This window comes from Antrihabitans stalactiti (assembly GCF_012932915.1).
In the GTDB taxonomy this organism is placed as follows: Bacteria; Actinomycetota; Actinomycetes; order Mycobacteriales; family Mycobacteriaceae; genus Antrihabitans; species Antrihabitans stalactiti.
The window spans coordinates 261,522-274,485 of sequence record NZ_VCQU01000008.1 but is presented as its reverse complement, the minus strand read 5'-3'; the positions used below and the strand labels follow the sequence as shown (position 1 = coordinate 274,485).

Annotated in this window: 12 protein-coding genes; 6 read left to right on the top strand and 6 right to left on the bottom strand. The window is 61.6% G+C overall.

All coding sequences use genetic code 11. The annotated features are described in order from the left end of the window. Positions 1–138 precede the first annotated feature (138 nt). The gene (locus FGL95_RS22670) at positions 139–645 is read left to right on the top strand and encodes a hypothetical protein (RefSeq protein ID WP_169591028.1); all 507 of its coding nucleotides are present in this window, start codon (positions 139–141) and stop codon (positions 643–645) included. A gap of 39 nt (positions 646–684) precedes the next feature. Here the strand turns inward: FGL95_RS22670 and FGL95_RS22665 are convergent, their stop codons facing one another. Beyond that, positions 685–1,272, bottom strand: coding sequence for a DUF4352 domain-containing protein (locus tag FGL95_RS22665; RefSeq protein WP_169591026.1), 588 nt, complete (start codon positions 1,270–1,272; stop codon positions 685–687). A gap of 165 nt (positions 1,273–1,437) precedes the next feature. Between FGL95_RS22665 and FGL95_RS22660 the strand changes: the two genes are divergently transcribed. Both FGL95_RS22660 and FGL95_RS22655 read left to right on the top strand, forming a co-directional pair. Beyond that, entirely contained in the window at positions 1,438–2,652 is a 1,215-nt protein-coding gene (locus FGL95_RS22660) for a sensor histidine kinase (RefSeq protein WP_338079980.1), read from the top strand. 39 nt (positions 2,653–2,691) lie between these two features. Beyond that, positions 2,692–3,330 carry a response regulator transcription factor gene (locus FGL95_RS22655; RefSeq protein ID WP_169591023.1) on the top strand — a complete coding sequence of 213 codons (639 nt, stop codon included), beginning with the start codon at positions 2,692–2,694 and terminating at the stop codon, positions 3,328–3,330. Between the two features lie 46 nt (positions 3,331–3,376). Here FGL95_RS22655 and FGL95_RS22650 read toward each other — a convergent pair whose 3' ends face one another. From FGL95_RS22650 to FGL95_RS22635, 4 genes are read right to left on the bottom strand one after another with little or no spacing between them, the layout of a single operon-like run. After that, positions 3,377–4,075, bottom strand: coding sequence for a hypothetical protein (locus FGL95_RS22650; protein WP_169591021.1), 699 nt, complete (start codon positions 4,073–4,075; stop codon positions 3,377–3,379). 10 nt (positions 4,076–4,085) lie between these two features. Continuing rightward, complete coding sequence (locus tag FGL95_RS22645) at positions 4,086–4,760, bottom strand: hypothetical protein (RefSeq protein ID WP_169591019.1); 675 nt, start codon at positions 4,758–4,760, stop codon at positions 4,086–4,088. Beyond that, positions 4,760–7,204 (bottom strand): TPR repeat domain-containing protein, encoded by a 2,445-nt coding sequence (locus tag FGL95_RS22640; protein ID WP_169591017.1) that lies wholly within the window; start codon positions 7,202–7,204, stop codon positions 4,760–4,762. The genes FGL95_RS22645 and FGL95_RS22640 overlap by 1 nt, the downstream gene beginning before the upstream one ends. Then, positions 7,204–7,524 carry a hypothetical protein gene (locus FGL95_RS22635; protein ID WP_169591014.1) on the bottom strand — a complete coding sequence of 107 codons (321 nt, stop codon included), beginning with the start codon at positions 7,522–7,524 and terminating at the stop codon, positions 7,204–7,206. The genes FGL95_RS22640 and FGL95_RS22635 overlap by 1 nt, the downstream gene beginning before the upstream one ends. Before the next feature lie 92 nt (positions 7,525–7,616). On the opposite strand from FGL95_RS22635, the gene FGL95_RS22630 reads away from it, so the two are divergent. Together FGL95_RS22630 and FGL95_RS22625 are read left to right on the top strand one after the other, a co-directional pair. Then, positions 7,617–8,039 carry a hypothetical protein gene (locus FGL95_RS22630; protein ID WP_169591013.1) on the top strand — a complete coding sequence of 141 codons (423 nt, stop codon included), beginning with the start codon at positions 7,617–7,619 and terminating at the stop codon, positions 8,037–8,039. A gap of 75 nt (positions 8,040–8,114) precedes the next feature. Further along, a complete protein-coding gene (locus tag FGL95_RS22625) occupies positions 8,115–8,759 on the top strand; it encodes a vWA domain-containing protein (RefSeq protein WP_206072187.1) in 645 nt (214 codons plus the stop codon). 27 nt (positions 8,760–8,786) lie between these two features. Here the strand turns inward: FGL95_RS22625 and FGL95_RS22620 are convergent, their stop codons facing one another. Beyond that, a complete protein-coding gene (locus FGL95_RS22620; protein ID WP_169591010.1) occupies positions 8,787–9,581 on the bottom strand; it encodes an SDR family NAD(P)-dependent oxidoreductase in 795 nt (264 codons plus the stop codon). A gap of 143 nt (positions 9,582–9,724) precedes the next feature. Between FGL95_RS22620 and FGL95_RS22615 the strand changes: the two genes are divergently transcribed. Next, a complete protein-coding gene (locus tag FGL95_RS22615) occupies positions 9,725–12,928 on the top strand; it encodes a DEAD/DEAH box helicase (RefSeq protein WP_169591008.1) in 3,204 nt (1,067 codons plus the stop codon). Positions 12,929–12,964 lie beyond the last annotated feature (36 nt).

Sequence of the window (12,964 nt, the reverse complement as noted above, 5' to 3'; positions counted from 1 at the left end):
CCTATTCAACACGCAGGGAGAACATTTCGGGCTGATGTCGTGAATCTAGTTGACCGATGCCCGAACACGGATGTCGAATGTCGTGCCAGTCGTAGACCGCAAGCGCCTCCCATCCACGAACCTCCCTACACTGCAATGATGGCCATCGATCTCGCCGCATTGACAGTTCCTGAGCTGCTCAAACTTTGGTCCGGGACGATGTCCGAGTTACAGGACAGAGAGTTGGTCAGGACTAACAACAATCCCGTTGGCGACCTTGCAGAAGCAATTGTCCACGCGCACATGGGAGGAGAGCGTGCAGGATTCAGCCAAAAGGGTTGGGACATAAGGACTCCAGATGGAGAGCGTGTTCAGGTGAAGGGAATGCGCAAGACCGCGACGACCAAGCGACGAAATCTCAGCGCAATTCGCGACGCCGACTACGACTCGGTGGTTGTGGTGGTGTTCGACGCGGACTTCGGCCTGACGGAGACGCTGAAGATGACGCGACCTACCGTCGAGTCATTGTTTCCCCATCGCGCCTACGTCAATGGCCGGATCATTACATTGACTACTGCGCTCTTGAGCAACCCGGCGGTATCGAAGCTCGACATGAGTGCGGCATTTGCCCGAATCAGTCAGCCCCGACGCGATTCAACTCAATAGTCCGCCCACCCCGACCCCTCGCCAGGGTGGGCGGCGGGTTCACTTCAGCGCCACCGTTGTGCCGCCGGAGAACACGGAGTCATGGAGTTCGATCTGGGAAGGAATCGTACCCGCGGGGACGTCGAACACGATGGTCGCGTCAACGGAATTGCCAGGATTGATCTGCTCGTAGACGGTTCCCTTGTCGAGGGTGATCGTGGCCATGTCGTCGACCGAATATTGGCGTCCCCCACCGTCGAGCAGCTTCTGCGCTGACATCGAGAAGCTCTGCTCACGATCCCCGACATTGCGGACCGACAGCTTCACCAGCACGAACTGACCTTGTGCCGACTCGGTGGCGTAGCTCGCTCCCACGCTTGCCACTCCTGCCTCGACCGATTGAACGACGAACTCGAACTTGCCGTCCCGCACTGGCACACCGATGCCCGGTTTGGGTTTGGCCTGGGCGCCCGGTCCGGAGTCATCCCCCGCCTTCTCGCCACCACCGCTCGCGACGGCGATCACGATGATCAACAGCAAGAATGCGAGCACTGTGAGCACCTTGTGCCGTGCGAACCAGTTCTTCTTGGGCGCCGGCGGCGCGACCGGTGGGTAGTGCGGCGGATACGGCATCTGCGGGTGTGACATAACGATTCCTCTCATCGGATATTTGCCCGGTCAGCTCATCGCAGGTGCCACCGTCGCGGCGTCGGCCGTAAGGGCCCTCGTCCTCATACTTTTGGTCGGTGGTTGATTAAGGTCGGGCCGATCGTCGGATCCGACCTGTCGGTGGGCGGCCGTACTCTCCTCGACGTGACCACGACCTCCAAGGCGAAAATTCGCCGGCGCCTATGTACGACGCTGGTCGTGTCGCTATGCATTTGCTGCACGATGATGACCGTCGCTCTCGCGTCGATCTCGGGAAATTCCCCGGGTTGGAATCAGACATTCGGAGCCTTGCTCAACATCGCTGCGGCGGTGATGCTGGTGTGGCGATACCAGTACCCATGGCACGCGTTGGCTCTCGCGGTCGCTGGGCCGATTGTCTTCGAAACCGACGCAACGGCATCTCTGTTCGCACTATTCGCCATCACGGCGTTCGTTCGCGGGTGGAAACTCGCGGCAGCCGCCGCCGTGACGTTCCTGGCGTGCGGAGTTTCTTTGACCTACGACGCCTTTCGACGACGCGACTACTCGGTGCTGACGATCGGGCACGGCAAGATCGAAGAGGGTCAACCAGTACCCGAGTGGAATCTGCCGCTGTGGATTCCGTGGTTCGTCGCGGTGATGATGGTGTTGGCTGTCGTTGGATTGGGACTCCTCCGCAAGACCCAATCCGACCTAGCCGCAGCCGAGCTGACGCTTGACCGCGCAACGCATGAGTCCAACAACATGCGCGAAGAAATGGCCCGAACTGCGGAACGGGCCCGAATCGCCCGCGATATGCACGACACGCTCGCAGCAAGTCTGAGCCGAATCTCGTTGTTCGCCGGTGGACTTCAGGTCAACAGCAACGAAGGATCGGTGAAGGTGGCCGCGCAAGCCACGCTGATCCATGACACCGCCCACAACGCATTGGACGACCTACGCCGAATCATCGGTGTGCTGCGGAGCGATGGCAACGACGCCGGTTCCACTGGAACGCGAAGCATGGCGGATCTTCCCGACTTGGTGTCGTCCGCGCGGCAATCGGGCATGCGAGTCACGTTGTACACGGATGTCGCGAACGGACAACCGGGCAGCAACGCCAGCCGCGTCGCGTACCGAGTTGTGCAGGAAGCGTTGACGAACGCGCAAAAGCACGCGAACGGTTCGCCAGTCTCCGTGGCGGTGTACGCCTCCGCCGAGACTGGGGTTCGCGTCGATGTCCGCAATTCGGTCAACATCGGCGTCTCCACTGCCAACTACGGATCGAGGACTGGCTTGATCGGCCTCGCTGAACAAGTTCACGGTGTTGGTGGGACCTTCGACGCGCGCGAATGGCCAGGTCAATTCGTCGTGTCGTGCTGGCTCCCGTGGCGGCCTTGACTGGACCAGATTGTCGGTGCCGCACTCTAAGCTCTGCCCATGATCACCGTGCTCGTCGCCGACGACGATCCGTTCGTTCGGCGGGGCATCGCCGACATCTTGAACGCGACGCCTGATATCCGCGTCGTCGCGGATGTTGACGACGGCGACAAAGTGGCACAGGCAGTCTCACGGTTTCGCCCACATGCGATCTTGATGGACCTCAATATGCGCCGGATGGGCGGCTTGGAGGCGACGCGACAGGTGATGCAGATGCCGCGGCCAGCCAAGGTCATTGCGATGACCGCTATGGACGTCGACGACCTTGTCGTGCAGGCTATTTCCGCTGGCGCGCATAGCTTTCTCAACAAGGACGCGAGCCCGGAGTCGTTCTATTTGTCGGTTCGAGCTGTGGTCAGCGACAACACTTTGTTCAGCGCCGACGCACTCAGACGGATCGTTCAATCGTCGCCACCGGTTGCAGCAGCGGCTCCCTCGACGCTAACCAACCTCAGCTCGCGCGAACGAGAGATATTGTGCGCCATCGCATCCGGTGCCACCAACGCCGAGATTTCCGCACAGTTGTATCTGAGCGAGACGACAGTGAAGACTCACATCTCATCTGTCTTCGGAAAGCTCGGCGCGCGGAACCGCGTCGAAGCGGCGCTCGTGGCGTTTCGCGCGGGACTAATTGCGTAGCGCTCGGCGTGCACGCCTTCCCAGAGGCAACCGTTCGCTTCTCGCCCTATTCGTTCGCGCTTTTCGCTGCGCACTTTCTGTACTGCTGGTCGTAGGTGTCGACCAGCACGTTGATCGGGATGGCGTTCGTGTCGTAGATGTCACCGAACGCCCGGCGAAGATTATCAGCGGCGGACGACTTATCCCCCTCGGTACGCTCGAGCGCAACGTCGTAATTCACCAGCATGCCGGCGCCAGCGCGATACCTCCTGATGGACTCCGCATCTGGAAGCCTCTCGTCCGTCGCCAGCTTCTCGGCCAGACGATAGGAGATGACCGCATCGTCGACGGTAGCGTCGGATGTTAACCGCAAGATATCCTGATATGCATCACCGAACGACTTCTGTGCGAAACCTTGTGCGCGAAGGTAGTTTTCCGTGACCTCGCTTACCGCCGCTACCCCTGCTTCCCGCCCGCCCCGCGGGTTGTCGATCTTTAGAGCCTCATCGAATGAGACCAGTCTGCCGTCGCTGCCGAAATATGGCTGGAGGGGCGGGAACTGCGCCAGCGGACCCCGTTCTTGCATTTCGATGGTCAAGTTGTAGTACAGCGCCGCGTTGCCATCCGAGAGCAAACAACCGTTGTCGATTCGCGATCCCTCGGATGGACGCCCACATCCAACGATCGACGACGCAGCAGCGAAGATGATTACGACCACCAGCCCGGCTGCGCACGCTAGCTGACTCACTTTCGAGAACGATCCCACTCTCCACTCCCTACGCGGCGCATTCGCGGTAACGCTGCACGTATGCGTCTACGAGAGCGTCCGCAGGAATGCCGTTGGAATTGAACAGGTTTCCAAACACTCGGCTGATGTTCGTGCTGCCAATCAGCGGGTCACCCTCTGGATTGTTCACGCCAAGTGCATCTTGGTACCTCTTGAGCGTGCCCGAATCGGTCAGGTACGGAGTCGCCGAATCGGATTGAGGAAGCCTTTTGTCGAGCTCGAGGCTCTGCGCAAGCGCAAAGTAGACCTCCGCATCGTCCAACTTGGCCTGCTCAGTGCGATTGCGAATGTCGTAGTAGGCGTTCCCGAATGCCGCGGTCGGAAAATCGTTGTAGCGCAGGTAATTCAGCGACGCCGCGCCTACCTTGTCGCGGCCAGTGCGCGGATCCCGCAGAGGATTGTCTATCCAGATCGCGTCGGCAAACGGGACTAACTTGCCGTCCGCGCCGAAGTACGGCTCCAAGCTCGGAAATCGCTGAAGCTGACCGTCGGCTGCGCGGTCGACGACGACGCCATAGAACAACGCCGAATCACCCTCGCGGAAAAGACACCCTGAATCGAAGCCAGGTGGACTGTCCGAACGATGACACGCCACCAAACTCGCAATTAGGAGGCACAGCAACAGAATTCCAGACGTGGCGTTCCGCAGACCTGCTGACTTCATCACCGAAGTACATCGTCTCGTCCGGCGCGTATCGACGCGAGAAACTCGATCGTCGGGAAGTTCTGGCTTCGCAGGTAATTCAATGCCGCGGCGCCGACTTGGTCACTTCCAGTTCGCGGATCCCCGAGTGGATTATTCGCCTGAATCGCCTCGTCGTACGGGAGAAGGCTGCCGTCCGGACCTCGATAGGCGTCCGGCAAGGGCGAAGGCACAAGCTGCTGTTGCGCTTCGAGCGCCCTCAGGATGTTGTAGGTCTGGATCGCGTCGGCTTGATTCGCAGCGACCTCGTCGCGAGGAACGGCATGATCGGCGTCACCAACAATCGTGTCTTCGAGCGATCCCGTCAGAAGTCCAATCAGTGGTTCGGCATAGTCGCTGCCAGGCACGGCTGACAACGCAGTCTCACCCGATTCCACCGCGAAGTCGAACGCCTTCTGTCTCGCTTCCTTCTGCGACTCCGCGTCAGCCCCACGATCTGCAGCTTCGGCCGCGTACCCCTCCTCGATGTACCCCTGGATCCGGCCTGCGGGGTTGCCGAGTTCGAAGGCAGCGTCTTGTGGGTTCGCCAATACTGAAGTGGCAAAGCGGGCCTCGAGTTCCGCGATCGTCGCGTATCCGTCGCCGTTGAACTTCTTGGCGGCCTCGGGGTCTGTGTCGATGACTGTGAAGAGGCGTGACGCAGCGTCGTTGTCGAGGACTCCAAAGCCGCGCGTTGCCAAGTGCTCCGGCGCAACACCGGCGATGTTGCCGATGTAGGGCGAAAGAGCGTCGGAAAGCCCCTGCACCGCTATCGGATTCACATATCCGAGCGATTCGTTGCCACTGTGCGGCATGTTCATCAAGCTGGAGTAGTTTTCCGAGTCGGCAAGAATCTGCGACAACGCATAAGCCGACTTTCCGGCGTTCTCGGCGCGCGCGACGTCGGATGGATCGGTCGCGTTCTCGACCTTGGCGTCGTCGGGAATCCAGTCGTAGACGCCGCGCAACGCCGCACCCTCGTCGGCCCATTCGTGGTTGAAGAGCGGCATGAAAACCTTGTCGCGCTGGAAGCCCTTCTCCACGTCGATGTTTGCGGTGTCCGTGCCGGTCAGCAAGGCTTGGGAAGCTTCATGATTTCGCGAGCCGACGTCCACCAGACGCTCAGCGTTGTGTTCGACAAGGTTGTGCCATCCACGCTGCGGGTCGAGGCCGATATCGAGGTCCTTGTTGTCGAGGATCCACGCCTGATGCGCGCCTTGACGTTCCAGTTCGAACCCGAACTTCGCACCGGGTTGGTAGTCGGGATTAGAACTGCTGAGTAGATCGCTGAAGCGACCCATGTCCTCGTACCAAGCTCCGGTCTCGTTTTCCGGAAAGCCGCGGTAGTCATCGGGGAGGTCGCGCGTATTCGCGTCCGGGGCGCCGTTGTAGCCAAAGACCTCGTTGTCGAAATTCGGCCTGGTACTTACAAGTTCACGGATTTCTGGATCGAGCTTGTCCCAGCTGCCACGTGCGACCGGAGAGCCGCTCGAATTTCGTTCCTTCGACACGACGTTCTCGTTCGAGACTGTCAGCAGTCCGTTGGCCAAGTTCTCGCGGAACTTCAACGCGTCCGGCGATCCATCCTTCCTCAGCTTCTCGGACACCTCGAGCAGGCCGTCGCGACCCGCTTCGTTGTAGAACTTGTCGAGGTACGCAAGTGTCGATGCGGGCAGCGTGGCCTGTTCGCCTCGTTCGAGCGCCGCCAGTTGTTCGGGAGTCAAACCCGCCCTCGCGAGATTGTTCGCGACACGTTCGATTTCTTCGTCGGATAGCTTTCCGTCGGCAACCGTGTGGCCGTCCTCCTCCCCCTGCTCGGCCGACAGCTCGGCATCGTTCGGCTTCTCGGTCTTCCTGTCGACGAAGCTGAACTCGGTCTTGCTGTGGCCGGCCGACGGCAAGTCGGTGAACGCAGTTTTGATGGCCTTCGATGCGTTCTCTTCGGCAGTACCGAGGTTTGCAAGAGCCGCCCGAATCTTCAGCTCGTGAGCGTCGGCTTCGGCATTCAGCGACGCTTGGGCGGTCACCACATCTTCGGATGACGCACCGGGCATCAACATGGCTGCATCGGGCGCTGCTACGGCGCCATCCTCCGCGACCGTAAACGTCCGCGATTCTGCGGCGTCTATTGCCGAGACCGCCACCTGCTGAGCTCTGGCGATGTCATCCGCACCTGCGCGCGCAGTTTCTGCACCCGCATCGAGCACGTCGAGCAATCGCTGAATTTCGGTGCCCAGTGCAGCAGCGTCGTCACGTGCAGTGTCGCCCAAAGTACCTGACCAGTACCCGGTCGAACCGGCGTAGTCCCGCACGACCGACTTCGTGGCAGTTTCGACGCTCGTGCTGGCTGTCTCCCACTCCAGCGCTTGCGCGTACAAGGGATCGACCCGCCAAGTCTTCGCTTGCGTTTTCGTCGGAACCGGCATCAGGCCCAACGCTCCTGGGAGCCGGGATTGACGTTGTTCAGATCGCGGACCGTGATTGCGTCAACGGTTACCAGCTTCTCGACCGAGGCGATCGACTTGTCCGAAAGGGCGAGGAGTTTGGCCGACAATCCTTTGGCGGCCGCATCGGCTGCGGCACCGACTGCCGCGCACACCTCCCCGACCTGCGCGCCGTGCAGTCCTGCCGTCACAGCAGGTGCCGCGGTATCGAACGTCACCCCCGACGCCGAATTCACTGATCCCGAAGTACGCGTAGCCAGCGCCCCGACCTCGTCGCGCACAACAAATAGCTGGTCGCCCATTACGCCCCCCAATTGACAGTCCGCCCCCGGCTTGCTCGGTAGGATCTTAGCAACATTGCGGCAACGGTCCGCAATTACCTCGGGGGAGAAAATTGACTGACGCACGATCTCAATGGACCAATGCAACTGACCCACTGTCGACGAGTCTGCAACGTCTGAACGACACCCTGCTTGTTGCTCGCAGCGAAGCGTCCAACCCGTTTCGATCTGTGGTCGTCGAGGCGACTGCGGCAGGCCAGATCGAGATCGTGTTCATCGACGATTCGCTTGCGTCCGGTGATGGCGAGCGCTTAGCCGCTGAACTCACAACTCTCGTGCGAGAGGCGCTCAGTCGTGCGCGCGAACAAAGCGTTGGGGCTTTGGCCGAGGTCAAGTCCGATTCTCGTGTTGCCGAAGCAATTTCGGACATGAAGGATGCGATGGCCAAGCCGCTGCCAACCGCACCGTCGCCGCGGCGAACGACGCCGCCCGAGGATGAGGACGCGTACTACCGGCGCTCCTCCTGGCTCCAGTAGCCCGAAAACCTTGTGGCACCAATCCGGACCTGCAGGCACTGTGGAGTTAGACCACCACGACCCAGGAGCCGCCGCATGACCAATCCCAATCTGACGCTTATCGCCGTGCTCCTGGACCGTTCAGGCAGCATGCACTCGATCAAGTCCGACACCGAGGGCGGGTTCGACGCCTACATCGCCGAGCAGCGCAAGCAGTCCGGCGACGTCGTCGTGACGCTCGCCCAGTTCGACGACCACTACGACCGCGTCTACACCAACACCCCGATCGAGAAAGTCCCGCCGCTCGACCTCCAACCCCGCGGCGTGACGGCGCTGTACGACGGGATCGGTCGTCTCACAACCGAAATCGGTGAGGAGTTGGCGGCCAAGCCCGAGCAAGAGCGGCCTGGAACGGTGATCGTCGTCGTCCTGACCGACGGCCACGAGAACGCCAGCAAAGATTGGACGCACACCGCCGTGCGAGAGGTCATCACTCACCAGGAACGCGATTATGGATGGCAGTTCGTCTTCCTCGGCGCGAACATCGACGCCGTCGCGATCGGCCAACAACTCGGCTTCAATCCAGCCAGTTCGATCACGTATGCACCGTCACCGGCCGGAGTGTCCGGCGCGTTCGCAGCCGCGGCGAAGTACACGAGTCGGCTGCGCGCTGCACCGAAGGGAGCCGCTGTCGAAGGCTTCTCCGAGTCCGACCGCGCACAGGCGATGCCCGACGCCTGACCTCGACGGCCTTGCGCTCGGCGGTGGTCAGGGCAAAATCCCATCCACATATCCGCCGTCGACGCGCACGGCCCCACCTGTGGTGGCGGACGCCAACTCCGACGCCAAATACACCACCATGTTGGCGATCTCCTCCGGCTCGATCAGCCGCTGGATCAGTGATTGCGGCCGATGCAGTCGCATGAACTCCCGCTGCGCGGCGTCCCAGTCGAGGGACTTGTCCACCAACTCGTAGACGAAGTCCTCCACCCCGCCCGTGTGAGTCGGACCCGCAATCACGGAGTTCACCGTGACTCCCGTCCCCGCCGCAACTTTCGCGAACCCTCGCGACACACCCAGCAGCGCGGTCTTCGAGACTCCGTAGTGAATCATCTCCGCCGGAATCACGATGGCGGAGTCACTCGCGATGTACTGCACTCTCCCCCAGCCACGTTCGATCATCCCCGGCAGATAGAGCCGCGTCAGACGCACCGCCGCAAGCACATTCACTTCGAAGTACTTCCGCCATTCGTCGTCGGAAATGCTCAAGGGATCCGCAGTGCCGAAGATCCCGAGATTGTTGATCAGGATGTCGACGTTTGGCAGCAGTTCGACCGCACGGTCCGCGCCCTCCGCCGTCGATACGTCGGCATCGACAACCACCACGTCGGCGCCATCAACCGCGGCCCGCAATTCGTCTGCGGCCTTCTCGACGCGCGAGGCCGTCCGGCCATTCAGACCCACCCGCGCACCAGAAGCGGCCAGCCCCTTCGCAATCGCGAAGCCGATCCCCTGCGTCGAACCGGTCACCAACGCCGTCTTGCCACTCAGATCGATCAGCATGCTTGCTCCTTCGCCATCGCGTTCACAGACTGCGACCAATACTGCCTGACCTCTGCCGCCACACGAGTTGACTCGACTACCAGATTCCGGGCGCGACCGCGCGCCGGGTCGTTTCTGTCGGTGCCCCGCTCTACCGTCCTCCCATGGCCCGCACCCCGTTCCAGTACTTCGACCCAGCCGACTTGGAGGACGTCGTCGGGTCACCCACGTTCATACGCGGAGCGCACCTGGCCGATTCAGAGGCCGCGATCGGTGCGCAGTGGACGCCTGCCACCAAGGAACTCGATGGCGTGGTGCGTGGTAGTGGCGGCGACCTCTACGAAGCGACGGCCTACTTCGACCAATTTCCGGGGTCGACGGAGTTGTTCTTCGGGCATGGCGAGTGCTCGTGCCCGGTCGGCGAGAACTGCAAGCACGTCGTCGCCTTGGTGCTGATGGCGATGGGTGCGAACACACGGAAGGCCAAGCCCGCGCCACCGCCGAAGCCGACATGGGAGCAGGCGCTGAAACCGTTGCTCCCCCTTGGTCCGGCAGACCATGAATGGCATACGAAGTCGAATCCGATCGCCATCGAGTTGTCGATGCCGGATGCGATCCATGGCCGCTCGTCGCTGCATGCGCGGCTGATGAAGCAGGGCAAGAACGGGTGGATCAACGGCGGGTTGTCGTGGTCCGGCATCGGGCAGATCCACTCCCAAGCCGGCCATCCCGCCGAGCAGCTGCGGATCCTGCGCGAGCTGTACGCGGTCTTCACGTCGAGCCGAAACCGTTCGTACTACTACCAATACGGCGATCAGCGAGACATCGACCTCACGACTTTCGACAGTCGCCAACTGTGGCCGCTGCTCGACGAGGCGACTGCCGCTGGGATCGAGTTGATCAACAGCGTCAGACCACTAGGAACAGTTGCCCACAACTCCGAAGCGGAATTCTGCCTCGACGTCCGTCGAACTTCGACGTCGCTGCTCATCACGCCCGCCATCCGAATCGACGGTGAGTTGATCGGGCCGACCTCGCTTGCCTTCATCGGTGACAACGGGCACGGACTGGTGACCAAGGCCAACAACCTTCGCCTTCGCCTGGCCAAGTTCGCTACCCCTGTTCCGCCACGGCTGCAGCAGATGATGATCGACGGCCAGGTGCTCGACATCCCCGTCGATGAAGAAGAACGATTCTTGACGACGTATTTTCCGTCGTTGAGGCGGTCCGCGACGTTGGTGTCGTCGGACGAAACCTTCACGACGCCACAGATTTCCGATCCCGTGCTGGCGATGCGAGCGAAGTACGGCGACAACCACGACCTCGTTGTCGACTGGGAATGGGCCTACCGAATCGGTGACCACGACCTGCGCGCGCCGCTCGACTCGCGCGGAGCCGGCTCGGCATTCCGCGACCTCGACCGTGAACGCGAAGTCCTTGCGCGACTGGACCTCCCGCTCGGGCACTACGGTGCCCACAGCGAGCTCGGCGGCATCGACACCATGCGATTCACCACTGAACTGCTGCCTCTGCTCTCGGGCATCGACGGCGTCCTCGTCGACATCGACGGAACACCAGCCGATTACCGCGAAGCCGGCGACTCCGTGCAGATCGGCGTGTCGACTACAGCGACAGGCAAGGATGCGGACTGGTTCGACCTCGGCCTGACCATCTCTGTCGAAGGCAACCGAATTCCGTTCGCCGACTTGTTCACTGCACTGTCGCTCGAAAACACGCATCTCCTCCTGCCGAACGGCGCCTACTTCTCGTTGGAGAAGCCGGAGCTGCAGGCGTTGAAGCGGCTCATCGACGAGGCGAAAGGCTTGCAGGACAACGCTGACGGACCGCTACGGCTCAGTCGTTTCCAAGCTGGACTGTGGGACGAGTTCGCGAAGCTCGGAGTCGTCGAAGAGCAGGCGTATGCGTGGCGTCAGCAGGTCCAGGGATTGTTGACGCTCGGCTCGGTCGAGTCGACGCAACCGCCCGCATCCCTCGACGCAGATCTGCGGCCCTACCAGCTGGACGGCTTCCGCTGGCTGACGTTCCTGTGGCAACACCAGCTCGGCGGGATCCTGGCAGACGACATGGGCCTCGGCAAGACGATCCAGTCGCTGGCGTTGATATGTCATGCGCGAGAAGCGGATCCGTACGCTCCCCCGTTCCTCATCATCGCGCCGACAAGCGTGGTGCCGAACTGGGCCGCGGAGTGCGCGCGGTTCGCGCCTGGGCTGAAGGTCGTCGCGGTCAACGAGAAGTTGAAGGGTGAGATCGTCGACGCGGACGTGGTGGTCACGTCCTACACCCGCTTCCGACTCGACTTCGACACCTACAACGAAATGCCCTGGTCAGCGTTGATTTTGGACGAGGCGCAGTTCGTCAAGAATCACCAGTCGAAGGCGTACCAGGCCGTTCGCCGTTTGCACGCGCCATTCAAGCTCGCGATCACGGGCACGCCGATGGAAAACAATCTGCTGGAACTGTGGTCGCTGCTGTCGATCACCGCGCCCGGACTGTTTCCCAGCATCAAGCGGTTCGGCGACTACTACCGCAAGCCGATCGAAAAGCAAGGCGACGCAGAGCTTCTCGCGCAGCTCCGTCGCCGGATCAAGCCGCTGGTGTTGCGGCGCACCAAAGACCAAGTGGCAGCCGACCTTCCAGCGAAGCAGGAGCAGGTACTCGAACTCGAGCTGCATCCACGCCACCAGAAGATCTACCAAACCCATCTACAACGCGAGCGGGCCAAGATCCTCGGCCTCATCGACGACATGGACAAGAACCGCTTCACGATCTTCCGATCGCTCACGTTGCTGCGGCAGCTCAGCCTCGACGTCAGTCTCGTCGACGACCAACACGGGGCTGTGCCGTCGGCCAAGATCGACGCGATGGTCGAGCAGTTGTACGACGTGATCGACGGCGGTCACCGGGCACTCATCTTCAGCCAGTTCACCGGGTTCCTGGCGAAGGTGAAGGCCCAACTCGACGCCGAGGGCGTGAAGTACTGCTACCTCGACGGCTCCACTCGCGATCGCGGGCAGGTCGTCGAGGAATTCAAGAACGGCGACGTCCCTGTCTTCCTCATCAGCCTGAAGGCCGGCGGCTTCGGGCTGAACCTCACCGAGGCCGACTACGTCTTCATCCTCGATCCGTGGTGGAACCCCGCATCCGAGGCGCAAGCGGTCGACCGCACACACCGGATCGGTCAGACGCGCAACGTGATGGTCTACCGGCTGATCGCCAAAGACACGATCGAAGAGAAGGTGATGGCACTGAAAGCGAAGAAGGCCAAGCTCTTCTCAAGCGTCATGGATGCCGACAGCATGCTCAGCTCGAGCCTCAGCGCTGACGACATTCGGGGGCTGTTCGACTAGGCGGGCGGGTCCCGCGAATTCCTGGCGACCCAGGTC

What these genes read in the sequence shown, in the direction of transcription:
- FGL95_RS22670 (WP_169591028.1), top strand. Translation starts at nt 139, where the DNA reads ATGGCCATCGATCTCGCCGCATTGACAGTTCCTGAGCTGCTCAAACTT.
- FGL95_RS22665 (WP_169591026.1), bottom strand. Translation starts at nt 1,272, where the DNA reads ATGTCACACCCGCAGATGCCGTATCCGCCGCACTACCCACCGGTCGCG.
- FGL95_RS22655 (WP_169591023.1), top strand. Translation starts at nt 2,692, where the DNA reads ATGATCACCGTGCTCGTCGCCGACGACGATCCGTTCGTTCGGCGGGGC.
- FGL95_RS22645 (WP_169591019.1), bottom strand. Translation starts at nt 4,760, where the DNA reads ATGAAGTCAGCAGGTCTGCGGAACGCCACGTCTGGAATTCTGTTGCTG.
- FGL95_RS22640 (WP_169591017.1), bottom strand. Translation starts at nt 7,204, where the DNA reads ATGCCGGTTCCGACGAAAACGCAAGCGAAGACTTGGCGGGTCGATCCC.
- FGL95_RS22635 (WP_169591014.1), bottom strand. Translation starts at nt 7,524, where the DNA reads ATGGGCGACCAGCTATTTGTTGTGCGCGACGAGGTCGGGGCGCTGGCT.
- FGL95_RS22625 (WP_206072187.1), top strand. Translation starts at nt 8,115, where the DNA reads ATGACCAATCCCAATCTGACGCTTATCGCCGTGCTCCTGGACCGTTCA.
- FGL95_RS22620 (WP_169591010.1), bottom strand. Translation starts at nt 9,581, where the DNA reads ATGCTGATCGATCTGAGTGGCAAGACGGCGTTGGTGACCGGTTCGACG.
- FGL95_RS22615 (WP_169591008.1), top strand. Translation starts at nt 9,725, where the DNA reads ATGGCCCGCACCCCGTTCCAGTACTTCGACCCAGCCGACTTGGAGGAC.